The 24,406-nt window shown below is 62.1% G+C and carries 20 protein-coding genes; 10 read left to right on the top strand and 10 right to left on the bottom strand.

Annotated features, from left to right (window positions below; genetic code table 11):
* The first annotated feature begins 325 nt into the window (after nt 1-325).
* Entirely contained in the window at nt 326-1,378 is a 1,053-nt protein-coding gene (locus tag AC3EA7_RS11140; protein ID WP_488614126.1) for a CehA/McbA family metallohydrolase, read from the top strand.
* Between the two features lie 134 nt (nt 1,379-1,512).
* Here the strand turns inward: AC3EA7_RS11140 and AC3EA7_RS11135 are convergent, their stop codons facing one another.
* The 4 genes from AC3EA7_RS11135 to purM form a co-directional block, all read right to left on the bottom strand.
* Nucleotides 1,513-2,529, bottom strand: a complete 1,017-nt coding sequence (locus AC3EA7_RS11135; RefSeq protein WP_488614125.1) for a hypothetical protein — start codon at nt 2,527-2,529, stop codon at nt 1,513-1,515.
* A gap of 7 nt (nt 2,530-2,536) precedes the next feature.
* Nucleotides 2,537-3,286 (bottom strand): phosphoribosylaminoimidazolesuccinocarboxamide synthase, encoded by a 750-nt coding sequence (locus tag AC3EA7_RS11130; RefSeq protein ID WP_488614124.1) that lies wholly within the window; start codon nt 3,284-3,286, stop codon nt 2,537-2,539.
* A complete protein-coding gene (locus AC3EA7_RS11125; RefSeq protein WP_488614123.1) occupies nt 3,283-4,029 on the bottom strand; it encodes a Uma2 family endonuclease in 747 nt (248 codons plus the stop codon). The genes AC3EA7_RS11130 and AC3EA7_RS11125 overlap by 4 nt, the downstream gene beginning before the upstream one ends.
* Nucleotides 4,030-4,104: 75 nt before the next feature.
* The gene (gene purM / locus AC3EA7_RS11120) at nt 4,105-5,130 is read right to left on the bottom strand and encodes a phosphoribosylformylglycinamidine cyclo-ligase (RefSeq protein ID WP_488614122.1); all 1,026 of its coding nucleotides are present in this window, start codon (nt 5,128-5,130) and stop codon (nt 4,105-4,107) included.
* A gap of 112 nt (nt 5,131-5,242) precedes the next feature.
* Between purM and AC3EA7_RS11115 the strand changes: the two genes are divergently transcribed.
* From AC3EA7_RS11115 to AC3EA7_RS11090, 6 genes are all read left to right on the top strand, one after another.
* A complete protein-coding gene (locus AC3EA7_RS11115; protein WP_488614121.1) occupies nt 5,243-5,887 on the top strand; it encodes a hypothetical protein in 645 nt (214 codons plus the stop codon).
* A complete protein-coding gene (locus AC3EA7_RS11110; protein ID WP_488614120.1) occupies nt 5,887-6,300 on the top strand; it encodes a DUF5990 family protein in 414 nt (137 codons plus the stop codon). The genes AC3EA7_RS11115 and AC3EA7_RS11110 overlap by 1 nt, the downstream gene beginning before the upstream one ends.
* Before the next feature lie 136 nt (nt 6,301-6,436).
* Nucleotides 6,437-8,761: a carbamoyltransferase HypF gene (hypF, locus tag AC3EA7_RS11105; protein WP_488614119.1), complete on the top strand. Its 2,325-nt coding sequence runs from the start codon at nt 6,437-6,439 to the stop codon at nt 8,759-8,761.
* Nucleotides 8,762-9,004: 243 nt separating this feature from the next.
* Nucleotides 9,005-10,003, top strand: coding sequence for a dihydroorotase (pyrC, locus tag AC3EA7_RS11100; RefSeq protein ID WP_488614118.1), 999 nt, complete (start codon nt 9,005-9,007; stop codon nt 10,001-10,003).
* 139 nt (nt 10,004-10,142) lie between these two features.
* Nucleotides 10,143-11,219, top strand: a complete 1,077-nt coding sequence (locus tag AC3EA7_RS11095; RefSeq protein WP_488614117.1) for a LacI family DNA-binding transcriptional regulator — start codon at nt 10,143-10,145, stop codon at nt 11,217-11,219.
* Between the two features lie 61 nt (nt 11,220-11,280).
* Complete coding sequence (locus AC3EA7_RS11090) at nt 11,281-11,532, top strand: hypothetical protein (RefSeq protein ID WP_488614116.1); 252 nt, start codon at nt 11,281-11,283, stop codon at nt 11,530-11,532.
* Here AC3EA7_RS11090 and AC3EA7_RS11085 read toward each other — a convergent pair.
* The 3 genes from AC3EA7_RS11085 to AC3EA7_RS11075 are packed head-to-tail and all read right to left on the bottom strand — an operon-like array spanning nt 11,513 to nt 16,814.
* Nucleotides 11,513-12,625: a glucose-6-phosphate dehydrogenase assembly protein OpcA gene (locus tag AC3EA7_RS11085; RefSeq protein ID WP_488614127.1), complete on the bottom strand. Its 1,113-nt coding sequence runs from the start codon at nt 12,623-12,625 to the stop codon at nt 11,513-11,515. The genes AC3EA7_RS11090 and AC3EA7_RS11085 overlap by 20 nt on opposite strands.
* 5 nt (nt 12,626-12,630) lie before the next feature.
* Entirely contained in the window at nt 12,631-14,187 is a 1,557-nt protein-coding gene (gene zwf, locus AC3EA7_RS11080; RefSeq protein WP_488614115.1) for a glucose-6-phosphate dehydrogenase, read from the bottom strand.
* Nucleotides 14,188-14,219: 32 nt separating this feature from the next.
* Entirely contained in the window at nt 14,220-16,814 is a 2,595-nt protein-coding gene (locus AC3EA7_RS11075) for a hypothetical protein (RefSeq protein WP_488614114.1), read from the bottom strand.
* Nucleotides 16,815-16,905: 91 nt separating this feature from the next.
* On the opposite strand from AC3EA7_RS11075, the gene AC3EA7_RS11070 reads away from it, so the two are divergent.
* Nucleotides 16,906-17,190, top strand: a complete 285-nt coding sequence (locus tag AC3EA7_RS11070; protein ID WP_488614113.1) for a DUF427 domain-containing protein — start codon at nt 16,906-16,908, stop codon at nt 17,188-17,190.
* Between the two features lie 45 nt (nt 17,191-17,235).
* On the opposite strand, the gene AC3EA7_RS11065 is transcribed toward AC3EA7_RS11070, so the two are convergent.
* Nucleotides 17,236-17,940 (bottom strand): LutC/YkgG family protein, encoded by a 705-nt coding sequence (locus AC3EA7_RS11065; protein ID WP_488614112.1) that lies wholly within the window; start codon nt 17,938-17,940, stop codon nt 17,236-17,238.
* A gap of 242 nt (nt 17,941-18,182) precedes the next feature.
* Here AC3EA7_RS11065 and AC3EA7_RS11060 point away from each other — a divergent pair, with 242 nt between their 5' ends.
* Entirely contained in the window at nt 18,183-19,442 is a 1,260-nt protein-coding gene (locus tag AC3EA7_RS11060; RefSeq protein ID WP_488614111.1) for an STAS domain-containing protein, read from the top strand.
* Nucleotides 19,439-19,999 carry a Uma2 family endonuclease gene (locus AC3EA7_RS11055; RefSeq protein ID WP_488614110.1) on the top strand — a complete coding sequence of 187 codons (561 nt, stop codon included), beginning with the start codon at nt 19,439-19,441 and terminating at the stop codon, nt 19,997-19,999. The genes AC3EA7_RS11060 and AC3EA7_RS11055 overlap by 4 nt, the downstream gene beginning before the upstream one ends.
* A gap of 51 nt (nt 20,000-20,050) precedes the next feature.
* Here AC3EA7_RS11055 and AC3EA7_RS11050 read toward each other — a convergent pair whose 3' ends face one another.
* Both AC3EA7_RS11050 and AC3EA7_RS11045 read right to left on the bottom strand, forming a co-directional pair.
* Nucleotides 20,051-22,651, bottom strand: a complete 2,601-nt coding sequence (locus tag AC3EA7_RS11050) for an FtsX-like permease family protein (protein ID WP_488614109.1) — start codon at nt 22,649-22,651, stop codon at nt 20,051-20,053.
* An 18-nt stretch (nt 22,652-22,669) separates the two neighbouring features.
* Nucleotides 22,670-24,280 (bottom strand): amidohydrolase, encoded by a 1,611-nt coding sequence (locus AC3EA7_RS11045; RefSeq protein WP_488614108.1) that lies wholly within the window; start codon nt 24,278-24,280, stop codon nt 22,670-22,672.
* Nucleotides 24,281-24,406: the final 126 nt, after the last annotated feature.

Genomic DNA, 24,406 nt, shown 5'->3' with positions numbered 1-24,406 from the left:
GGGGGGGGGGGGGCGGCGCCTTGCCGGCCTTCCCGCACCACCTTCATCGGGAGCGCCACGCTGCCGCAGGATCTGGCGGCGCCAGAAAACGCGCCACCGCGTAAGTCCTGTCAAAGAATCTCACGCAAAGGCGCAACGATTCCTCATCGGAATCTTAGCCATCGTTTATACTGTTGGCGCATAGTGTACCACGGTTCCTGGTTGCTCTCGTACATCCTTGAGAACTGCGTCTTTCGGGGACGCACCGGAAAAGGGCGCCCACAGGAGGGCGCCCCTACATCATGCTGACTCATGGGTATCAGTTCTTGGTTCTGGGTTCTTACCTATGTACCACTACCCCGGCGCCATTCACATGCACACCCGCTTCTCCGATGGCAGCGGCAGCGTCGAAGACCTGGCGCGCGCGGCGCGCGACGCCGGTTTGCGCTGGATCATCATCACGGACCACGATGATCTTCAGGCGAAGCAATACGAGGGCTGGCTGCACGACGTGCTGGTGATCGTCGGTCACGAGATCACGCCGCCGCGCAATCATTTCCTGGCGCTTGGCATCGATCGCGTCATCGACAATCGCCTTCCGCCGCAGGAGTTCATCGATGAGGTCTATGCCGCTGGCGGCTTTGGCATCATCGCCCATCCCGACGAGCGCGTGAAGAACAGTTTCAAAGACATCTATCGCTGGGACGATTGGGGCATCGATGGCCCGCGCGAACGCAACGGGCGCACCGTCGGGATCGAACTGTGGAACCTGATGAGCGACTGGGGGGAACATCTGACCCCGCGCAACAAAGAGATCATCTACTTCTTCCCGCGTCTTGGCATCAGCGGTCCCACAGTGGAGACGCTCGCCTGGTGGGACCGGCTGAACATGGCGGGGAAACGCACCTTTGGCGTTGGCGGCGTCGATGCGCATGCGTTTGTGCGCCAGACATTCTGGGGGCGGGTCGAAGTCTTTCCGTACCGCTGGATGTTCGGTACGTTGACGAATTATGTGGTTCTGTCGGATCGCCTGCCGCCTGATGCTGCTGTTGCAACACGCATCGTTCTCGATGCCATCGCTGCCGGGCGCTCGTATTTCGTCAATCGTCTCGACGGCGATTGTCCGGCGCTGGCATTCCACGCAGCGCGGGGCGCACAGCGCTGGCATCCGGGCGACACCGCCGATCTGCGCGACGGTCCGCTCACGTTCACGGCTGATGTCGGATGTGATGCACAGGTGCACCTGATCCACGATGGGCGCATTCTCGCACGCGGCGCGCGCCTGCTCCGCCATTCGGTCGCGCTGCCGGGTATCTACCGTTTGGAAGCGTATCGCCGGGGGATGCCGTGGTTGTATACGAACCCGGTGTATGTCGTAGGCATGAGGCAGGAGGCGTGAGGTGAGAGATTGCAAGTAGTAGGGGCGCGGCAGCGCCGCGCCGGTGCGCATGATACACGGCGCACGAATGAATAGGGGCGCGGCGCTGCCGCACCCTCCACTGCGTGCAGCCCCAACAGCGGGGCTTCGTGCGTTCAACGCGAGCGTTCGCGTCTGCGCTGAGCGCCAGCCAGAACCGCAACCATCCCCGCTGTCGCCAGGGCGATCTGCGGCACATGGGCGCTTATCCACAGGATGCCGCGCAACAGTGCGCGGAGTCGTTCGACCTGCGTCACCTCACGTACTGGTATATCAACCGGAGCGTTCCAATCGAATGAACGCAGCCGCTCCAGATATCCCTCACGCACGCACCCTTCCAGGCTGAAAATCGCAATCGTATCGCACCAGCGGCGCGCAAGGCGCAGATCGCGCGCCAGTTCTTTCCACGAGAGCGGCGCAATCCGGTCTGCTCTGCCGACGCTTACCCCGCCGCCGGTGCTGCCAACGGCGACAGCGTGCGCGTCGCGCCCGTAGCTCCACACGACGCCAGCGCCATACGGGCGCAGGAAACTGCTGTAGAGCATCGGGATCTCGCAATCAACCGGAAGGTCCGCCAGTCCCAGGAGGTGACTGAGCAGCATTGCACCAGCACACCGTTCATCCAGAACAAACGGCAGAATGTATCCCTCGGTCGGATAACCGTCAGTTCGAATCCGCTCCGCCAGTGCGTGATATGCAGCAATCGCGCGTCGCCGCCGCTGAATGTCCAACAGGTTGCGCAGCAGCACTCGCAGCAGATGGCGTCGATCCGCCAGCGCTGCCTGAAGGTCGCGCATATCGAACTCGATATCCAGGCCGACTGCGCGCCAGCGCAATGCATGCGCCGCCGTCCACTTGCGGAACGCCGCGTAGCGTGCAGCGGCCTCTGGTGCATTATTGATATTGAACCAGTACCCCTGATCCTCCGGCAGCAAGAGCCAGGCGGTCAATGGAACGCCGGCCTCATTCAGACGGCGCAGCACCGCCGCCCGTTCCGTGCTCAGATCGCGCAAACCGACGCAGATGCCTGCATTGAGCCCGCGCACATACTCGATAACTGCCGGATCGACGAACAGCCGCGCAAACGCCGTCTGATCCAGCTCGGAGAAAAAGGTCAGGTTCGGAGCGTTCACACTCTCCTCACCGGTTGACCCACACCTCGGTGCGTTGAGCCACCTCTTCGTACAACCGGCGCACCTGCTCTAACCCTTCCTCGGTGACAACCGGCATATTGCGGTACACCTGCTTATCGAGCATGCGCTCTTTCGCTCCGCCGGGCCAGATGCGCCACGAGTCGTTGTCGATCACATCGGCGACCACCAGCGCACCAGAGGCATCGCGCCCGAACTCGATCTTCAAATCGCACAGCACGACATCCTGTGCGGCCCATGCTTCTTCGATCAGCAGAAAGACGCGCCGCGATTCGGATGCCATCCGTTCTACGTCATCGGCGTCGGCAATCCCCTGAGCGACGATCTCCTCCGGCGTAATCTGCGGATCGTGCCGCGCATCGTCCTTCAGAAAGAACTCGAGCAGCGGCGGATCGAACCGCGTCCCCTCGGCAACGTCGGGATGCCGCCGGATGTACGAGCCGGTGGCGATCCGCCGATTGACCACTTCGAGCGGGATCATGGCGCAGCGCCGTACAATCATGACCGTCGGTTCGGGCGCCGCGACGAAATGAGTGGCGACGCCGGCGTGGTTGAGCATGGTGAATACATTGGCGGTGGTGCGTCCGCTCAAGGCGCCTTTGCCCAGAATAATGTGACGCCGCGCTCCGTCGCCGGCGCTGATACCATCTTTGTGGACGATGATCGCCAGGGTCGGGTCGTTGGGATGGGCATACACGATTTTCGTCTTGCCCTCGGCGAGTTTCTCTCCAGGGTTCATCGGTCGCTCCTTTCGCGCAGACGCGCCAGTTCCGCCTCCAGCGCCGCGACGCGCGCTGCCAGTTCGTCGGCGCGTTGCCGCTCGGCTTCTTCCGGCAGCAGCACGAGCGTCCCGTCGGGATGAAACAGACGGGGCCAGGTGTGCTCTTCGCCCATGTAGATGCCGCGCCAGGGACCGATCCAGAAGCCGAGTTGCTCGCTCCACAACCGCGCGTGTTCATTAGGGGTCAGCGAATGGTAGCGCATATCCGGTCCCAGCCGCCAACCGAGCAGCCGCTCGACTTCGGGCGCGATGCAGAAGTATTCCGGGGTGCGAAACCGTTGTTCGTAGAGGTCCTTCTTCGCGCCCAGATCGATTCGCTCCGTGCTCGGCGACAAAAGTTCGATGATCACATCAGGGTATTTCCCGTCTTCGTCCCAGATCGCCCAGTACAGACGCGGCTTTGCGCCGTCAACGCCTTTTACGAAATACATGTCCGGTCCGCGATACTCGTCGTTGCGGATCTGCTTCCAGCTGTAGTAGACGAACATGTTAATGCCGATGTAGTAGTCGGTCATGACCCCGCCATGCGCGGCGACGTAGGCGGCTTTGAGGATCACGGCGCTCTGCGCGTGCCACGGAGACTCCATACGCTCTCCATCGTCGTATGGCAGGTCGCCGGGCGGCGGCGAGAGCAGCACTCCCCAGGGCAGCCGCGTCTCTTCGGAAAGCGCCGCCGGATCGGTTGCTGTCGAAGCGCTCATCCCTGTCCCTCCTGTACCTGCCAGTGCTACACGAAGAAGTGTAACACAATTCTGGCAGGATGTCAAACATGTGTTCTAATCGATCAAGCGCACCCCTTCGCTCCTGACCACCTCGCCGACCAGTCGCGCTTCGGGTGCGGCGCGCAACGCGGCGGCGGCGGCGTCGGGCGGGACGATTGCCAGCATGCCGAGTCCCATGTTCAGCGTGCGGTAGGCTTCGTGCTCATCGAGACCGGCGGCGTGCACAATGAGCGCACAGATCGGCGGAATGGTCCACGTGCCGCGCCGGATGACCGCACCACATCCGCCCGGCAACACACGCGGCAGATTCTCGTATATACCGCCGCCGGTGATATGCGCCAGGGCATGCATTGGTACACCCGCCGTCTCGAACTGGTCGAATGCAGGGAGATAGGAGCGGTGCGGTTCGAGCAGCGCCTCGCCAATGCTCCTGCCGTTCAATTCGGCGGGGGTGGCGTCGTATCCATAGGCGCTGCCCGGTCCAAGCGCCCGCCGTGCCAGCGAATAGCCGTTGGTGTGCAACCCGCTTGACGGCAGCGCCAGAATTGCATCGCCGACGGCAACGTTCTTCGGCAGCATCCGCGCGCGCTGTACTACGCCAACAATCGTGCCCGCCAGCTCAAAGGCGCCGTCGCGGTACACATCGGGCATTTGCGCCGTTTCGCCGCCAAGCAGGACGCATCCCGCCTCGCGGCAGGCGCCTGCAACGCTCGCCACCAGTGTCGCGGCGCGGTGCGGGTCGAGCCGGTCGACCGCCAGATAATCGAGCAGGAACAACGGTCGTGCGCCCTGCACCAGAATGTCGTTGACGCAATGATTGACCAGGTCGTAGCCAAGGGTCTCATAGCGACCGAGCGCCGCCGCGACCAGTGTTTTGGTGCCGACGCTGTCGGTGGAGGCGACCAGCACAGCATTGCCAATTTCCTCACCCAACGCGGCGCGCAGATCGAAACATCCGCCGAATGCGCCCATGCCTGCCAGCACGGCGGGGGAATAGGTCGCGCGCACGGCTTCCGCCATTAATTGTTTGGCGCGCGCCGCGGCGTCGATGTCGACGCCTGCATCGCGGTAGGTGGTCATGCTGCCACTCCATCGCACTGATCGATTCTCCCTGTATCTTACCACGAACACGCTTTCTCTGGCGCCGTGTGCTATACTGTGCGCGTCTTTTGCAGCGCCATGGAGGTGTGGCATGGCATCGAACCACCGTCCCGGATGGCTTGATCGACTGTTGCGGATCGAGCGTTCGGATTCACGCGATACGATTGAGGCAGATGTCGTTGAACTGAGCGACGTGTCGGCAGGCGCGGTCGAGGCGCAGAAGGCGACATTATCTCGTGCATTTGCGCGTTCAATTACAGCCCAGGATGATGTGTCAATGACGTTTAGCGCCGCGCTGTCGGTGCATGCCGGCGGTGATGTGAGCATGACCGGCAGTGCGACGCCGCTGCTGATGGCGGGGCGCGATGCCCGTCTGAGCGGCGCTTCGGCAGGAGTCGTGGCGGCGCGTGAGGCGCGCGTTGAGTCAGGGATGGTCGGGGTGCTGCTGGCGGGATCGGCGGAACTCGGCGATCAGACGCGCGTGTTGATCACCGGGCGCGACGCGCTGTTGCTGGGTGCGGCGGTTGGCATCTTTCTCCCGCTGGTAACTTACCTGTTGCGCCGTTTCGCTCCGCCGCCGGAAGAACAGGCGCCACGTCCCTGGTATACGCGCGTTGGTCTCTGGTTGCTCCGGCAGGCCATTGTGCTGGGAGGGGCGGGCTTGCTCGGCTGGGTCGCCTATCGTTCGCTTCGCCAGCAGGTGCATCACCTGCTGCCGGGCCTGGTTGGCCGGTGATGAAACAGACGCTTCGTATGCGCCTGACCTGCGTCGATCCGCCACGGTACGAGGAGCAGTCGCTTGAATTTGGGCTGCAAGACCGCGATGGCAATCTGACGCCAGGCGTTGCGCTGCCGGATGGCGCGCTGCTGTTTTCCTTCGAGTCCCAGGCGGAGGTTCGACCCGATGGCAGCGTCAATCTCAGCGGACGTTTCGTGCATGGTCCGCCGCAGGGTCGCTTCCTCTACGTGGGACTCCGACCGCCAGGCGGCGCCTGGATCAAACGCATCAAGGTTCCACTCGGATCGATCACCGCCGACCTGGTGAACAGCGCAGGCAATGGCGCACTGGCGGCGACGGTTGCTGGCGACCGCGCCGCGACGGTTCAGTTGCAACAACCCTGGCATCGGATTGAACTGCCCGGCGGCTGATGATTGTTGAACAATGATTCCGCTATCCGCCTTGTAGCCCGGCGGCTGAAGCCGAGGGCTACGGGAAGCGAAGCCCGCCTGTGCAGGCTAGACTGTACAATTGTCAATATACGCTAGACGGTAGTTCGCGTCGTCTATGGATTCTGATCAGCAGCAGAATATCCTCCGCCGCCGCCTGATGGTGCGCGGAATCGTTCAGGGGGTCGGCTTCCGCCCGTTCGTCTATGGTCTGGCGCAACGCCTGGGATTGGGCGGGTTTGTGCTGAACGATAGCGACGGCGTGACGCTGGAGATCGAAGGTCCTGCCAGCGCGCTCGACGCTTTTCAGCAGACGCTGCGCACTGCACCGCCGCCGCTGGCGCGGATCGATGAGGTCCGCATCGAAACGGTCGCGCCCTGCGGTGAAATGCTCTTCCGCATTGAAACCAGCCGCGCGGTAGCCGCACGCAATACCCTGATCTCGCCCGATGTCGCTACCTGCGACGATTGCCTGCGCGAACTGTTCGATCCCGCCGACCGGCGCTTTGGCTATCCCTTCATCAACTGTACCAACTGCGGTCCGCGATTCACGATTGTGCTCGATGTGCCGTATGACCGGGCGCAGACGACGATGCGCGTCTTTCCGATGTGCCCGGCATGCCAGGCGGAGTACGACGATCTGCTCAACCGCCGGTTCCACGCCCAGCCTAACGCCTGCGCCTTGTGCGGTCCGTCTCTGGCGCTCCACCGGTGGTCGGCGGAGTTCCATCCCGATCTGCCGCCTGATGCGCCGCCGATTGATCAGGCGGCGGCAGCGCTGGCGCAGGGGTCGATCCTGGCGATCAAGGGGTTGGGCGGGTACCACCTGGCGTGCGATGCGCTCAATCACGCTGTCGTTGCCCGGCTGCGCGCCCGCAAGCAGCGCGAAGCCAAGCCGTTTGCGCTCATGGCGCCGGACTTGGCGACGATCCGGCGTTTCTGTTCTGTCAATGCGGACGAGGCGCAGCTTCTCGAGTCGCGCCGCCGCCCGATTGTTCTGCTCGACGCGCTGCCCGATGCGCCTGTAGCGCCGTCGGTTGCGCCGGGATATGCGACGCTTGGCATGATGCTGCCGTATACGCCGCTGCACTACCTTCTGCTGCGCGCGTATGCGGAGGCGGCGCCCGACAAACCGACGCTGCTGGTCATGACCAGCGGCAACCTCAGTGATGAGCCGATTGCCTACCGTGACGATGATGCAGCGGCGCGGCTGGCGTCCATCGCCGACGGGATGCTGACCCACAACCGCGACATTCATATGCGTTGCGATGACTCGGTGGCGCGCATTGTGGCCGGCGGCGTGCAGTTGTTGCGCCGGTCGCGCGGGTATGCGCCCGAACCGGTGACGCTGGCGCTGCGGTTTCCCAAACCGCTGCTGGCGGTCGGCGGGCATCTGAAGAATACCTTTTGCCTGGCGAAAGGGCACGACGTCTTCCTGAGCCATCACATTGGCGATCTGGAGAATCTAGAGACGCTGACCTCGTTCCGCGAGGGGGTGCGTCATTTTGCGCGCCTGTTCGACTGCCATCCCGCAGTCGTGGCGTATGACCTGCATCCGGAATATCTGGCGACTAAAGAGGCGCTGGCGGCGGATATCCCGCTAAAGATCGGCGTGCAGCATCACCACGCGCACATCGCCAGCGTGCTGGCCGAGCACGGTGTCGCAGGTCCGGTGATCGGCGTAGCGGCGGACGGCACGGGGTACGGAATCGATGGCGCGATCTGGGGATGCGAGGTGCTGATTGCCGATCTGCGCGACTTCACGCGCTTTGCGCACCTGGCGTACATTCCGCTACCCGGCGGCGATGCGGCAGTGCGGCAGGTGTGGCGCATTGGCGCCACATACCTGTGGCGCGCCTTTGGTGATGCGTTCCTCGATCTGGACATCCCGTTCGGGCAACGGATCAATCGTCAGCAGTGGGCATTGATCGCTCGCATGATCGAGCGTGGCGTCAACGCGCCGCTCACATCGAGCCTGGGGCGCCTGTTCGACGCTGTTGCCGCCATCGTCGGCCTTCGCGACCATGCCCGGTACGAGGGGCAGGCGGCTATTGAACTGGAAACGACAGCCGGACCGGATGACCGTCCCTATCCGTTTGCGCTGCGGGAAGGCGCGCCGATGCAGATCGACGTGTTGCCGACCATTCGTGCGATTGTCGAGGACCTGCGGGCGGGCGCGCCGGTCGCGCGGGTAAGTGGACGATTTCATAGCACGGTGGCTGAGGCGCTGGCACAGGCGTGTGAACGGGCGCGCGCGACCGGCGCGCCCGCAGTCGTGGCATTGAGCGGCGGCGTCTTCCAGAATCGACGCCTGACCGAATTGCTGGTTGCGCGGCTGGAGCGTGCTGGCTTCCAGGTGTTGCTCAACCGGCGCGTCCCGCCGAATGACGGCGGTCTTTGCCTGGGGCAGGCGGCAGTGGCAGCAGCGCGGATCGCAGGATGACGCTCATCTTGCCTGGCGCGCGAGGACGCTTACTGCCCCTCATTCAGCGTGTGGACTTGAATGCCCGCGCGGAACGCACAAAGTCCCGCGCCAGAGGTCTGGTTCGGAGAAGGCGCATGCGCTAAGGCGAGGGTGCGAGAGTGCCCTTCGTGTGATCAGCCCGACGGTTCAGCGTCGGACGGCGCAGTGGAACTTCATGCTCAGGTCTCTGGTGAATCGGCAATAGTCAGGGATGGAGGACCCATGGATCATACCCTCATCTCCCCCCTCGACATGCACATCCACTTTCGCGAAGGTGCGATGTTGCGCACAGTGGCGCCGCTCTCGGCGCGCGATTTTGCCGGCGGCGTCATTATGCCGAACCTGGTCCCGCCCGTGGATAACCTGGAGCGCCTGCTGTACTACCGCGCCGAGATCGATGCAGCGATCGGCAGCATGGGTTTCACGCCGTACATGACCCTCTTCTTCCGCGCTTACAGCGAAGAGGAACTACGTGCCGCGCAACCGTATATCATCGGCGTCAAACTCTATCCCGCCGGTGTGACCACCAACAGCGAGGCAGGGGTGCAGCGCATTCGCGACATCGAACCAACGCTGGAGATCATGGAAAACCTCGGCATTCCGCTCCTGGTCCACGGCGAAACCGGCGGGTTCGTCCTCGACCGTGAGCGCGAGTTTTTGCCGATCTACGCGCATCTGGCGCGTCGCTTCCCCCGTCTGACAATCGTGATGGAACATATCACCACCCGCGAGGCAGTGGCGCTCCTCGACGAACATCCCAATCTCTACGCGACCATTACGCTCCACCACTTGCAGATCACCCTCGATGACGTGGCAGGCGGATTGTTGCAACCGCACCTGTTCTGCAAGCCAATCGCCAAGCGCCCCGAGGATCGTGCTGCTCTGGTGCAGGCGGCGCTCGCGCCGCACCCCAAGGTCATGTTTGGCAGCGACTCTGCGCCGCATCCGGTGAGCGCCAAAGAAGCCGCCGCATGCGCCGCCGGCGTGTTCAGCGCGCCGGTCGCGCTGCCGCTGCTGGTGGAACTCTTTGAACAGCACGACGCGCTCGATCGGTTGCAGGCGTTCGTCTCGGACCATGCGCAACGGATCTACGGTGTAACACCGCCGCACAAGACCGTCGTTCTTCAACGCGAACCCTGGACTGTGCCGCAGCGGTATGGTGATGTGACGCCGTACTATGCCGGACGCACGGTTGAATGGCAGGTTGTGCCCGGCGAGTGATGATACTGCAACCTGCCGTTTCCACTTTGTGCGAAATATCACGTTGCGTGTTGTAACCTGCTATGCTACACTACACCTGCAAAGAGACTACATCTTTTCTTAACTTCCTCCCTTCGATAGATGCGATAAAGGGTTCTGTATGGGCGTGAAACGCACAGCACAGCGCAAAATCACGATCAGTCAGATCGCGAAGGAAGCGGGCGTCTCGAAGACGGCTGTGTCGTTTGCGTTCAACGATCCGTCACAACTCTCGCCGGCAACCGTCAATCACATTCGCGCAATTGCTGAACGTCTGGGATACTCGCCTGACCCGATTGCCCGCAGCATGACGACGCGCCGCACGAATGCGTTGGGTGTCCTGCTGCCGCAGGACATTGCCGCGACGATGGCAAACCCTTTCTTTCCGCTGTTTCTGCGCGGTGTTGGCGCCGTGTGCGGCACAGCCGGCATGACGCTGATGCTCGTGCCGCCGCTGTGGGGGTCGATGCTCAAAGCCATTCCGCACGCGACTGTCGATGGGTTTATTGTCGTCGGTCTGGAAATCGATCGCGGCGAGGTGCAGCAACTACGGCGGCGGCACGTGCCGTTTGTGATGGTCGATGGCGACGCCCCGCACGATGTTCCATCGATCAATGTCGATGATCGGCAGGGCGCCCGCGCGGCAATGCTGCACGTCTTGAGTCTTGGCCACCAACGGATTGCAATTGTCTCTCTGGAGTCGTGGCATCAGCGGTACGAGGAGTTCACCGGCACGCTGGCAGCGCGCTTCGCCGGGTATCGCGACGGTCTGGCGGCGTATGGGCGCTCGATTAATGACCCGGATGTTCAGATCATCGCAGCGCCAACCAGTCGCGCAGGCGGGGTCGAGGCATTCACCTGGCTCTGGCAGTCGGAGACGCCGCCGACGGCAATTGTGGTGATGAGCGATATTACTGCGCTTGGGATACTCGAAGCAGCCAGGGCGCAGGGTGTGCGCGTGCCGGAAGACCTGTCGATTGTCGGGTTCGATGATCTGCCGGAAGCCGAACGCGCTCTGCCGCCGCTGACAACCGTTCATCAACCGATTGAAGAAAAAGGGCGCCTGGCTGCCGAAATGCTGGTTGCGGCGCTCGATGACGAGGACAGTGAGCCGATTCACCATATCCTTCCAACGGAATTGTTGGTGCGCGGCTCAACGTGCGCACCGGTCTGTTCGACCCGGATTGTCTATACCTGACGCCAGTGGCGGAAGTTCGTCGCAGGCAAATTTGCGCTTCAGCGTACTGGAAAGGGACGCCATGTTCTTCCTTGGGGTGCTTATCGCAATTGCGTCGGCAGTGGCATTTGCCGCACTCGGTCTGGTGACGCTTTTTGGCGGCATGCGGTCAACGCAGGAGCAAATTATTCCCGGGTTTGTTCCTGAACGCGCGGGTGGGGCGGAACGGCTGGTGACTCTGGGGGCGGTGTGGATTCCGGTGGTTGTTGTGACCATTTTTGGGGTCTATGCGGCATACCGGATCATCGAAATGGTCATTCAGGCGCTGGCGTAGGCAGACGTTCCGCCAGGTCGAGCGCCTGGCGCAGCGTTGTTTCGTAGATGGGATCGTGCCGCGCCAGGCGTAGTTCATCGACAATCAAAGCGGCGGTGTCGAGCGGCGGTAAATGGACTGCACGCTCAACTGGCGCCAGGTTGTCAATGATAGTGCATGCGGTCAGGTGATCGCCAGACGCGCTGCGGGTTACGGAAAACCGGGAGTCGGCCGTCAGGAGCGTGACCGATGTCAGACTATCGGCTGCTTCGGTCTCGACCCTGGTGAACTCCAGAACAACCTTGCCGCCATCGAGTCGCTTGAGCGTCATACCTGTTTCGTGTCCCTCCGCTAATCGCCAGTTGAGGCGCGCGGCAAGCCAGCCGGCAAGGAGCAGCGCTGCCGTTACGCCGCGTGCTCCATGCTCGATCACAATTCGTTCGAGTGACCACAACCGCTGCAGCGCAGGCGGTGCATCGAAGAGTTGAGCAATCTGTTCGCGCCACACTGTCAACCGTCCCCACGCAAGATCACCGACTGCCATATCTGCGCCGATCAGGGTTTGCGCCGATTGCAGCGCTGCTCCGGCGCCATCGATGCGCGCCGTATCGAGAATCAGACGATCCGCAACAGATTGCAATTGCGCCAGTACTGTTCCGCCAGGCGCCTGATCGCATGCCCACCAGATGACCACGGGCATGTCCGGCTCCAGCAGGGAGAGCACAATTCCTGGAATATGCATCCCGGTATTCAGCGGCGCAATGATGGTGATCTGTTCACCGCACACCTGTGGACGACCGGGCGCGATGAGGGCGCAGTGCGTCTGCACCCAGGCTTCCAGGCGCGGTTCAGTCGTCGTTGGCGCCTCCTGGCTCGCGAGCGCCGTCACGATGGCGCGGTTGGGGCGCAGCGCCGTCAATCGGGAGACGATAGGGGTTATGTGCGAGACGTGCGCCGTATCGGTCAGGACGACGAGGTTGAACAGACAGGCGCGCATAAGCGCCGCTCCGCTTCCTTGTTCCGCCTCTATCGCTGCGTTCCACAGGCGCGCCAGTTCGCGCTCGATGGCGCCGGCGTCAACCTGCGCGAGAACAACCGATGGCGTGGAGATCATGTCGGTCACAATCGCCTCCATTGTGCGCCGACCGACGCAATCAGTTCATCGGCGCTCGCCGGTCCCCAGGTTCCGGCGGCATAGTTCGGGAAAACCGGCGGCGTTGTGGCGGACCATCCCTCGATCACCGGATCGAGCAGCGACCACATAGCTTCAACCTCATCGCTGCGGATGAAGAGGGTCGAATCACCCAGCATAGCGTCGAGCAACAATCGTTCGTATGCCTCGGGAGACTCGACGCCGAATGCAGCATTGTAGCGAAAATCCATCATCACCGGGCGAATGATGTTCGACTGTCCTGGCACTTTGGAGTCAAACCGGAGCGAGATTCCCTCGTTGGGCTGGATGTTGATCGCCAGCACATTTGGCTCGATACCACTGAGCGGACCGTTCTCGAACAGCATGAGCGGCGCCATTTTGAATTGAATGGCAATCTCGCTGGCGCGTTTGGGAAGGCGTTTGCCGGTGCGCAGGAAGAACGGCACCCCGGCCCAGCGCCAGCTTTCGATGTACAGTCGCAGCGCCACGAAGGTCTCGGTCAGTGAGTCTGGCGCCACCCCCGGCTCCTCCCGATAACCGGGCGCCGGTACGCCGCCGACGGCGCCGGGTCCGTACTGCCCGCGCACGGTGGCCTGGCCAACCGCAGACGGTTCAATGGGACGGATGGCGCGTAACACTTTGACCTTCTCATCACGGACGGCATCGGCGCGATAACCAACTGGCGGCTCCATCGCGGTCAACGACAGCAATTGCAGCAGATGGTTCTGCACCATATCGCGCAAGGCGCCGGTGCGGTCGTAGTAGCCGCCGCGCCCTTCGATGCCGACGCTTTCCGCCACTGTGATCTGAACGTGATCGACGTAGCGGCGATTCCAGAGCGGCTCGAAAATACCATTGGCGAAGCGGAAGACCAGAATATTCTGGACCGTTTCTTTGCCGAGGTAGTGATCGATCCGATAGACCTGCTGCTCCTCGAATACCTGATGTACTGTGCGGTCAAGCGTCCTGGCGCTCGTCAGGTCTGAACCGAACGGCTTTTCGATGATGATGCGCGTCCATCCGCCGTTGGGCGACCGGTTGAGGCCGCTTGCGCCAAGGCGCTGCACGATCTCGCCATACGCTTCCGGCGGCGTCGCCAGGTAGAAGAGGCGGTTGCCGCCGGTGCCGCGTTCGCTATCGAGTTGCTCGAGGCGCCTGGCGAGTTCGGCATATCCTCGCATATCATCGAAGGCGGAGCGGATGTAGGAGCATCCGTCGGCGAAACCGCGCCACAGATCGTCATCAATTGCGGAGCGGGAGTGCCTGCGCGCGCTCTGGAGCAACGACTCGCGAAAATAATCGTCGCTCCAGTCGCGTCGGGCGAACCCGACGACGCTGAAGCCGGGTGGAAGCAACCGTTCACGCTGCAAATGGTACAGTGCAGGAATAAGTTTGCGATGCGTCAGATCGCCGGTGGCGCCGAAGATCACCACGGTGCATGGCGGCGGCGTGCGTTGCATACGCATGCCTGAGCGCAATGGATTGACGGTATGAGACGCCGATGTCGTTGGCGCTGATTCCATCGAGATGAGACCTCTTGCGGAGCGCAGGTCGCTTATGGTGTGGTTTCTGGCGCCGGTGTGACCGATCCATGAAAGGGACGGGGACGATCAGGCAGTGAGCCGCGCACGATCTGCCCGCCATTAACCATGTATAGCACCGGTCGGCTGCTGCTCTCATCAACAAAGACGCTGAACAACTGATCGAGCGTAATCGGACTATCTGGCGGGGCGCTGATCTGCTGAACGAACTCGCCGGTCTGTTTATCAATCTGAATAATACGACCATTGAAGCTATCGACCAGAAAGATCGATCCGCTATCCGGCGGACCCGTCACGAAGAAGCGTGCAGCGGTCACCAGGGGCGGGCGAACCTGAGGAATGGGGATCTCTCGTTCGAATGCACGTTCACCGGCGCTATTCGTTGCGAAGATCAAGACGCGACCATCTGGCATGAGCAGATTGATCTTGCCATCGACCGCCAGGTCGATCGCGCTTTCGATGGATCGTCCACCATCGTTTTGAATCCAGGGAAGCGGGAATGAGCCATACTCGCCGCTCAGGTAGCGCAGCACATTATTCCGCGATGCACCGAGGACGTACAGATTTCCCTCATAGTTGACCGCGCGAAAACGCTCACCGACGCGCCCCCATTCTTCGCTGCCTGCCAGGAGGCTGTAACGCCATTCATTGCCGCTGCGAAAGTAGAATGTAAACGGTCCGCTCTCACCGCTCTGCGCGACAGCCACGATGTTGTCGATGCGCCACGCGGCGGCGCGCACTCGCCCGACGTTTATCGGACCGATGACGTCTTCGGGGCGCAGGAACGGTTGCGCCGCTCCGCCGGTGCGTGGTGCGCGATAGAGAATGCCCGCATTCGTGTCGAGCATGTAGATCGAGCCGAAGGATAATGTATCGGTCACAGTACGCGGCGGCGGAGGGACAATCACCGTATCGAACAGACCTCCCGGCAGCGGATGGCGTGTGACCTCGGTCAGGTCCTCGAAGTACGTCTGTTTCTGTACTGCTGCCAGCGCTCGGGTGTACTCGCGCATCAACTCATCATAGCGTTGGCGATTCGCCGTCGTTGCCGTGATCAGGTCCGAACTGCGCAGCGCCGCAAGCGCCTCTTCGGCTTCGATCAGACGCGCCTGTGCAGTTGCCTCATCGGGCGCATCACGAATGGCGGCCACAGCCTGTTCGGCTTCTGCCAAGACGTTCTCTGTTTCACGCAGTGCATTCTCGCGACTCAACGTCGTGCCATACAGGATGAGCAGACTGACGAACGAGACAAGCAGCAACAGGAGCAACCAGGGAAATGGCGGGCTTTGCCGCCGGTAACTGAGGCCGGCCGCATGGGGCTGGCGGGGCAGCGCGCGTGGCGGGGGACCAGGGCGTGGCCGCAATCGCCGCGTGATCGCGCTGCCAAAGCGGGCAAAGGGGTTGGAAAACCCTTCGACTACAGGTGACGACGATAGTGTGCCTGGTCGTTTCATCCGCATGCGGGAACCGAACGTTTCCTGCACCGGTGTGTCGCTCAGGTCGATCACCCGTTTCGGGGCTGGCGCGTCACGGAACGAGACTTCTCCGAGCAGCGCGCTGGGGGCAACCGGCGTTTGCAGAGACGAACGTGCAGTGGATGCTGAGCGATGGTTCGTATCGCTCAGCAACGGCTCACCCAGATTGAGCGGTCGTGGCGCCGGAGGCGGCTCGGCGGAATACGGCGGCTCTTCATAGGGACGGTTCAGGCGACGTTCTTCTTCCGCAAGCCGCGCACGCGCTACTTCGGTGCGCCGGCGCGCTTCACGTTCAGCCGGACCGCGCAACAACCACACGATGTCGGCGCCTGCGCGCGCCAGTCGTTCAGCGACGCCGCTGAGCGCCAGGCGCGCCCGTTCATTGACCCCCGTTGCACTGAACGGTGACGCCTGAGCGGCAGGACTGAGCCGTGCAAACGTCATGGCGACAATCCCGTGAGCATCGGTGATCTGATGATGACGGCACCATTCAGTAATGTCGGTGATGGTGTCTTCCGGTTCTGCGGCGCGCAACAAGCGGGTGACATCGTCGCGCGAGAGCAGATCCGACAGGTTGCTTGTGCACATCAGGATGCCGTCGCCAGGATGCAACACCGCGCGGTACAGATCCGGCTCAATCGTCAGGCTGGCGCCAAGCGCGCGGGAACGGAACGGAATGGATGTTCCACCCCATTCTGCACTGGCAGGCAGTGCGCGCAATCGACCCTCCGCCATCACATACGCTTGCGCCGGCGCCACCTGGGCAATAAAGAGATCACGATCTTTGATGACGGCGCATGTCAGCCCGACAACTGCCCGTTTCTGCGGCGGCGCATTGAAGTTCTGCTGATAGAGCGTGCGGTTAGCCGCCAGGATCGCCTTGCGTAGCGAGGAGGTGACGGAGAACGACGGATCTTCATAAAAGACCCGACGGATTGTGCGAATCACAAGCAAACAGGCGTCACGTCCACGCGATACGTCCTGGTCGGCTTCGACGACGATGTGGATCTGCCCCTTGCGCGCTTCGGGAGCGAATGGGTTGGCCGGCGTTACCACCAGCGTCAGGTCGCTCTTTTGCTGCAGAATGCCGCTCACCAGTCCGAACGGGCTGGAGCGTGTCACAGTTCCGGGCATGAGATCTCTTCTCTGCTGTGCTACGTACTGAAATTATAGCATGCTGGACTATTGAGTCGTTCAGGAACATTTCTTTCAGGGAGGACGGTCTATGACTCGCGCCGTGTGGAATGGCGTTGTGATTGCCGAGAGCGATGCAACTATTGTTGTTGAAGGGAACCACTATTTTCCGCCTGATTCGGTCAACCGCGAATATCTGCGCGATAGCGCAACCCATACGGTGTGCAGCTGGAAAGGCGTTGCGAGTTACTACGATATTGTTGTCAATGACGCCGTGAATCGCGACGCGGCGTGGTACTATCCCGAACCCAAAGATGCCGCCCGTCGCATCGCCGGGTATATCGCCTTCTGGCGCGGGGTCAAGGTGGAAGCGTAACGGCGCCACGCCCCCCCGCAGCTTCGGAATCCGTGAGCGCCAGGGCTACCCGATAATGACCACATGAATCTCACGAGGTCCGTGTACGCCAAGCGTCAGCGTCAGTTCGATGTCGGCGGTGCGGCTCGGACCGGTGATCAGGGTCAACGCACTGGCGTCACGAAACACTTCGCCATACGTTTGTTTGATGCGCTCGATAGCCTCTCCCAGTCCTCGCACGAACTGGGGGCGGCGCGCCACGGCAATAAACACCGGCGCGAGCAACGATGCCATGCGTGCTCGTCCCTTGCCGCTGTGGACGACAAGCGTTGCGCTCTCGGCGATGGCAGCGTCGACTCCTGCAATACATATCGGTGCGCGTTCGTGCGCCTGAAGCAGCGCTGCCCGCTGCATCGGTTCGCCTGCGATCCGTCCGTCGAGTCGCTTCGCCTCACGCTGCTGGAGGAGATCGGCAAGCCCTGGCAGGTCGATCTTCTCCAGATCCCACGTAATGACTTCCTTTGCCTCGTGCTGAGCGAGGATGTTGGCAATAGTTTCCAGAGCCGCTTCGTCGTCGTCGCAGAGGTGGGCATAGCCCTGGAGTTTCGCCAGTTCGGCGGCAAATTGCTGCGCCAGGTCGTCGTGCGTGATTGGATGGACGAATGGCGGTGGGGCGTGTGGTGCACGCGCCGTCTCCGCCTCCAGAAACGGTCGTGTGGTGCGCAGGCTGGCGCGGATGCGCTCTAGCATGCGTTCGCGGCTGCTGTTCATATGGCGTTCTCGTAGCAGTGTCGGATGTCGGAACCGGAACGCAACTATTATACCGCAAGCAGGCAAGAGGAACGAGGCAATGAGGTTGTCAGGCGAGGCGGCATTGCCATCTCTCTGCGCATGGGTTATGAACATTTGCAAAATAATCCGGCATGCGCGCTGCGCCCGGCGGCTGAAGCCGCGGGCTTCGGTTGCGAAGCCTGCCTTTGCCGGCGGGACGCCTGCGCACTGGGAACGTCCCGTTGGCTGAGCCTGTCGCAGCCAACGGGATGCCTGCGCTCCCGGAAGCGGAGTTGCCCGACTCTGAACATGTACCCATCTATCCACCTATAACAATCCATGATACAATCGCACTCAATGTGCATCATCGCAGTTCGATCCGACACGCACCGGAGGGCAATGGAATGACCGGTCTGCTATCCTCCCTGACCAGTGTCTCAGGCCGTACCCCCAATGACCGGCGGCGCGGGCGCATTCTGGTCTCACTGTCACTTGGCGTGATTGCGCTTCTGTTGAGTGTCGGGATGGGATTGACCCTGCTTCAACCATCGGTGGGGCGCTTCGTCAACCTTGGGCTGGCGGTGCTGGTGTTTGCTTCGGCTGCAATGCTTGGGAAAAAGGGGTTTGTGAGCGCTGGGGCATATGTGCTAATCGTCGTCAGCGGAATTGGCGCTCTGAGCGGTGTGTTTCTCAATCCAAACTCGCCGTTCAGCATGTTCTATCTTCTCATCAGCGTTTTGCTGGCAAGCGTGTTGCTGCCTCCGCGTCAGATATGGGTCGTTCTCGGTCTATGCCTTGCCGGTGTCGCAGGCGTTCTGGCAGGCGTTCCCGCAGCAACCCGCACTGCGATCAATCTCAACCTGGCATCCGCGCATCTTACCGTCCTGCTGGTTGTCAGCGCCTTCATTTCCTTCATCGGAGCGCGCAGTCTGTCTTCGGCGCTCGATGCGGCTGATGAGGCGCGCCGACAGGCGGAGGAAGCCGGTCGGCAATTGGCAGTCGCCAACGCAACGCTCGAGGCGCGCGTTGAGGAGCGCACCGCCGCCTACCGCCAACTTGCCGATGAACAACACGCAGTCGTTGCCCGGTTAGAGGAAAGCCTGCGCGCGCAACAGCGCCTGAACCAGATGATCGCCGATCTGACGGTGCCGGTCATTCCTGTCCGCAACGATACGCTGGTTATTCCGCTGATCGGAAGTATCGACGCCAGCCGGGTCCAGCGGTTGCTGGCTTCGGCGCTTCAGTCCCTTGAGCGCACCCGCGCGCGCATCCTGATTATCGATGTGACCGGGGTTGCCGTCATCGACAGTCACGTCGCGGCTGCGCTGCTCCAGGTGGCGCAGGCGTCGCGCTTGATGGGCGCCGAAACGATTGTCGCCGGTATCCGTTCCGAGGTGGCGCAGACGCTCATCAGTCTGGGCGCCGATTTGCACAGCATGCGCACGGCGGCGACTCTGCAATCGGCGCTGGCGTTTACGTTCAACGGGGGAGACGTGCAATGACAATCGTGCATGCCGGTCCTGATCGCGTGCTGCGATCGCTGCGCGCCGACTGGAGCCGTGAGCGCTGGGAACAGCTTCCCGATGACGGCAATCGCTATGAGGTGATCGATGGTGTCCTGTATATGACGACTGCGCCCAGCGCATTTCATCAGTGGATCGTTCGCCAGATTGTGCGTGCGCTCTTTGCTCAGATTGACGATCTAAACCTCGGCGTCACCCTGTGGGCGCCGATCGGGGTTTTTATGCCCGGCTGTGATCCGGTGCAGCCGGATATTCTTGTTGTTCAGACGACGCACCTGGGCATCATCCATGATCGGCGCATCTATGGCGTGCCAGACCTCATCGTGGAGGTTGTTTCGCCATCGAACTCTGAGCAGGACCTCGATATCAAGCGCAGAGCATATGCGCGCGCAGCCGTGCCGGAATACTGGATTGTTCGCCCTGCCGAACGCGATGCGCTGGTGTGCAGCGAGCCAGACCCTGTTGCTGAACTTTTCCAGACCGTCGATACCATTCCGCCAACCGGAGTCCTGGCTTCCCCAACGTTGCCGATCTAGGCGAGCATTGCCAATTTCTTCGCCAACGCCCCCGATGCTACGCTCTAACCCCTACTCTTCGCGCAACGCCAGCGCCGGCGAGGTGCGACCCATGCGCCATGCCGGGTACAGCCCCGCAAGCAGCGCCGCTACGACCGCCACCACTACCGCCTGCCCGAAGAGTGCGCCGTTCAACTCGAAGAGGAGCGTCCATCCAAACGAGCGACGGTTGATGACATACACTAGCACTGCCGCCATCATAACCCCGACCGGAATTGCCAGCACTCCGGCAAATAATCCCATCAACCCGGTTTGCCCGACGATCAGCCCCCACAATTGACGCGGCGTCAACCCGTTGGCGCGCAGCACTCCCATTTCGCGCGCCCGTTCGAGTTGCAGCGCCATGAGCGCGGCAAGAATGCCAATGAACGCCACGATTGTCGCCAGCATTTGCAGCACTGCGGTAATCGCAAATGTGCGATCAAAGATCGCCATCGACGCTTCCCGCAGCCCGCGGTTCGAGACGATATTGACCGCCAGACCAGGCGGCATCTGCGCGCGCAGATCGCGCACCAGCGCATCGACATCCACGCCGGGCGCAACATATAACCCCAGTGACGAGAGCGCCTGATCGTCCCACAGTTCCCGGTACACGCTGAGATCGATCATCGCCACGCCCTGGTCGCTACCGTAATCGTAGAAGACGCCGGCAATCGGGAACTGCCGCTCGCCGCGATCAGTCAGTAACGTTAGCGTATCGCCAGGACGCAGGTTGTGGCGGTATGCCAGCGGTTCCGAGATCAACGCCGCGCCGCCGGCGAACGCCTGCCAGACCGCAGACTCATCGACGGGATAAACCCACTGGAAGACCCGGTAATCCGCCGGGGTAACATCGAGTGCTATCGTCAACAGCGGACCGACGCCGCTTTCGATGGTGGCGCTGCGGTAGCGGCGGTAGCGTTCAATGCCTGGCGCTTCGACAATACGGGCAATCGCTTCGTCGGGCAACGGCGATTCGAGGCGGTTGCCGCGCGCGCTAGGCGCAGAAACGAAAATATCGGCACGGATGGTGTTTTCCAGCCAGCGCTCGACCGTCGTGCGAAAACTGCTCACCATCAGACCGACGCCAATCGTGACCGAAACAGCGATCATCAGCGCGGCGACGGCAACCGACGTGCGGCTGAGCGATGCCACAATGTCGCGCGCTGCCATGCGCCCCAGCAGCCCGAAGACACGTCCAGCGATCGGTCGGATGACGCTGGCAAGACCCTGCGTTACGAGAGGCGTCAATGCGGCTGCGCCGATGGTAAGCGCCAGCAACCCGCCAAAACTCAATGTCAGGCTGCGCCCTGGCACAGCAAGCAACCCCAGCCCGATCAGGAGGAGCACGACGCCGACCAGCGCCGCTGTGCGTACAGCCCGCCGCATCCGTTCTTCATACGACGAGCGGCGCAGCACTGTGCGCGGCGGCGTCAGCGTCGCCTCTGTCGCCGGAACCGCTGCCGCTGCCAGCGTCGCCGCCACGCCGAGCACAAATCCTTTCAGCAGCACACCGGGCGATAGTTCAACCGAACGCACTGTCACCGCAAAGTAGAGGTCGTTGATCGTCTGTGTCACCAGCCCAACCAGACTGCGCCCAAGCGCCACACCGAGCGCCAGACCCGCCAGTGCGCCGATCAACCCGATCAGCACTGCTTCTCCCAGCACCAGCGCGAAAATCTGGCGACGCGCCACGCCGACACAGCGAAGCGTGCCGAGCATGGTGCGCCGCTGCACCACCGAAAATGTCATGGTGTTGTAGATCAGGAACATGCCAACAACCAGCGCCAGCAGGCTGAGGGCGGACAGATTGAGTTCGAACGCTGCCGTCATCTGCTGGATCGCGTTGCTGCGTTGCTCAGGACGTTCGATGCGCACTCCGGATGGCAATGTCGCGCTTATGCGCTGGAGTATCGCTTCTCCTTCAGCGCTTTCGGGAATGATCAGGTCGATGCTGCTCAATCTGCCGATGCTTCCTGTCCATTCCTGCGCCGTGGCGACGTCGACGATCAATAACCCGTCGAGTGCGCGCCGGCTGGCGTCATCGGCAGGCTCCAGCACGCCGATAATCTCTGCTTCAACCGTAGCAGCGCCGATCATGAGCGGCAGGCGCATGCCACTGGTAATGCCGAATTCACGCGCCGTCTCTGCTGACAGCAGGGCTGCGCCAGGGCGTGTCATCAGCAATCCGTAGCACCCAAATCCCTGGCATCCCTCCTGCGCCGACGGCGTGCGGTCGAGCGCAGCGCCCGCGCCGGGCGCGTCAGCCAGCCATGGACGGAACGGCGCTTCCACGACCGGGTCGATCCCCAGGATACGCAGCGTCAACCCGCTGCGATCCGGCGCCACGGCTTCTCCTTCGACCAGCGGCGCCGCTATGCGCACTCCCTGTTCGATCCGCAACCGGCGGTAGACCTCTTCCGGTATCCCCGATGGTCCGCCGACAATCCGATGTGTTGCGCGTCCGGTCAGCGTCTCGGTTGAAAGCAGAAATGCCCGTCGTGCACTATCGTTGGCAAGATCGATGGATACGACCACGGCAACGCCAAGCGCGACCCCCAGCACTGCCAGACCAAACTGCCAGGGATGGCGAAGGATGTAACGGAGTGATGTTTTAAGAAGCGTCCGCGGCATCTGTTTTGCTCACATAGATTATCGTTCGTACACCATACTGCCGCCGGCAATGGTCATCATCACTGCCAGGTCGGCGAGCCTTTCCGGGTCAACGCGCGCCGGATCGTGGTCGAGCACGGCAATATCGGCGTACATACCCGGCGCCAGCGCACCCTGCTCGTGTTCGGCGAAGGCGGCATACGCGCTGCCCCATGTGTAACTACGTAACGCATCCATCAAACCGATTGCCTGATGTGCGGCAATGATGCGACCATTGTGCGCCTTGCGCGTCACCGCTGCTGCGATCCCCTGAAGCGGCGCAAAATCCGGCAACACCGGATTGTCCGATCCGTTGGCAAGCACAGCCCCAGCATGGTGCAAGGCGCCCCAGGCATGTCCCCACGGTGTCAGTTCGGGACCCAGCCGTGTCACATCACCCTCTTCCCAGCAGGTAAAGCAGGACTGAATGGCGGCGACAACCCGCAGGCGCGCGAAGCGCTCCGGCAGCCCGGCATGCACGACTTCGACATGCTCGATGCGATGACGATGATTGAGACGCGGATGTGCGGTGAGCGCGCGCTCATACGAATCGAGCGCCATTGCGACGGCTGCATCGCCGATGGCGTGGATGGCCGCCTGGAAACCGGCGCGATGCGCCCGCAGCACCTGCGCGTCGAGTTCTTCCGCCGATACGAGCGGAAATCCGCGATTGTCCGGCTCATCGCCATACCCCTCGCTGAGCCATGCAGTTCCACCGCCGAGCGTCCCGTCGGCGAAATATTTGATCGCCCCAAAGCGCAACCATGGGTCATCACGCCAGGCATCATGCGACTCGCCCGCTTCCGTTGCCTGTAGCATCGCTTCAGCAACGGCGCCATACGCCAGAACATACATCCGCAGCCCTGCTCCGCCGCCGCGAATGGTTTCATTGACGATTGCAAGGTCGTGCAAACCGGCGATATGTCCAAGCGCCGCTTCGCCGACCGCGACAATGCCGCGTTTGTGATACTCATGCGCCGCTTCCTGCACACCGGAGCGCCAATTAGTGGCTGGCGCCTCGACGGCGCACGCTGCCAGCGCTATTGCCGCTTCGAGCAATACGCCGTTGGGTCTTCCGTCCTCGTAGCGCTCAACCCGCCCGCCTGTCGGGTCGGGTGTGGCGGCAGTGATGCCGGCGCGCGCCAGAGCAGCCGAGTTTGCCAGCGCCACGTGGTTGCACGCGCGATAGATCAGGAGCGGATGAGCGGGAACGGCGGCATCGAGTTCCGCCAGCGTCGGATGGCGATGCTCCGCCAATCGCCCTTGATCGTGCCCTATTGCGACGATCCATTCACCAGGCGATCGTCGCGCTGCTTCCGCGCGCAGTCGCTCGAGCACTGCCGGGATGTTGGTTGTATCCCACAACGCCACGCGGGTGCGGCTACGGACATAACTCAACAGATGCTGATGCGAGTCGTGGAATGCCGGGATGACGGCGTACTCGGGCGGCAGACGCACAATGCGTGTGGACGCGCCTGCCAGCGCCTCAATCTCATCCGTCGCACCCACCGCGAGGATACGGTCGTTGTGGATGGCAATCGCACCGTGAGTGATTGGCGCTGTGACAATGGGATAGATCGTTGCGCCGGAGAGGATGGTGTCTGGGATCATGGTCTCTGAATGGTAGTATAAGGAATCGGGATGTCATCATGGTACCTGATTTTCTGCAAGGACTGAGAACCGGGAACCGAGAACTGAGAACTGAGAACCGAGACCTGATAGGAAGATCAATCCAAA

It is taken from the genome of Roseiflexus sp. (assembly GCF_057785375.1).
This window is presented reverse-complemented; position numbering and strand designations above follow the sequence as displayed.

Coding starts and splice junctions, on each gene's coding strand:
- AC3EA7_RS11140 (WP_488614126.1), top strand. CDS start 326: ATGTACCACTACCCCGGCGCCATTCACATGCACACCCGCTTCTCCGAT.
- AC3EA7_RS11130 (WP_488614124.1), bottom strand. CDS start 3,286: ATGAACCCTGGAGAGAAACTCGCCGAGGGCAAGACGAAAATCGTGTAT.
- AC3EA7_RS11125 (WP_488614123.1), bottom strand. CDS start 4,029: ATGAGCGCTTCGACAGCAACCGATCCGGCGGCGCTTTCCGAAGAGACG.
- purM (WP_488614122.1), bottom strand. CDS start 5,130: ATGACCACCTACCGCGATGCAGGCGTCGACATCGACGCCGCGGCGCGC.
- AC3EA7_RS11115 (WP_488614121.1), top strand. CDS start 5,243: ATGGCATCGAACCACCGTCCCGGATGGCTTGATCGACTGTTGCGGATC.
- AC3EA7_RS11110 (WP_488614120.1), top strand. CDS start 5,887: ATGAAACAGACGCTTCGTATGCGCCTGACCTGCGTCGATCCGCCACGG.
- hypF (WP_488614119.1), top strand. CDS start 6,437: ATGGATTCTGATCAGCAGCAGAATATCCTCCGCCGCCGCCTGATGGTG.
- pyrC (WP_488614118.1), top strand. CDS start 9,005: ATGGATCATACCCTCATCTCCCCCCTCGACATGCACATCCACTTTCGC.
- AC3EA7_RS11095 (WP_488614117.1), top strand. CDS start 10,143: ATGGGCGTGAAACGCACAGCACAGCGCAAAATCACGATCAGTCAGATC.
- AC3EA7_RS11090 (WP_488614116.1), top strand. CDS start 11,281: ATGTTCTTCCTTGGGGTGCTTATCGCAATTGCGTCGGCAGTGGCATTT.
- AC3EA7_RS11085 (WP_488614127.1), bottom strand. CDS start 12,625: ATGATCTCCACGCCATCGGTTGTTCTCGCGCAGGTTGACGCCGGCGCC.
- zwf (WP_488614115.1), bottom strand. CDS start 14,187: ATGGAATCAGCGCCAACGACATCGGCGTCTCATACCGTCAATCCATTG.
- AC3EA7_RS11075 (WP_488614114.1), bottom strand. CDS start 16,814: ATGCCCGGAACTGTGACACGCTCCAGCCCGTTCGGACTGGTGAGCGGC.
- AC3EA7_RS11070 (WP_488614113.1), top strand. CDS start 16,906: ATGACTCGCGCCGTGTGGAATGGCGTTGTGATTGCCGAGAGCGATGCA.
- AC3EA7_RS11065 (WP_488614112.1), bottom strand. CDS start 17,940: ATGAACAGCAGCCGCGAACGCATGCTAGAGCGCATCCGCGCCAGCCTG.
- AC3EA7_RS11055 (WP_488614110.1), top strand. CDS start 19,439: ATGACAATCGTGCATGCCGGTCCTGATCGCGTGCTGCGATCGCTGCGC.
- AC3EA7_RS11050 (WP_488614109.1), bottom strand. CDS start 22,651: ATGCCGCGGACGCTTCTTAAAACATCACTCCGTTACATCCTTCGCCAT.
- AC3EA7_RS11045 (WP_488614108.1), bottom strand. CDS start 24,280: ATGATCCCAGACACCATCCTCTCCGGCGCAACGATCTATCCCATTGTC.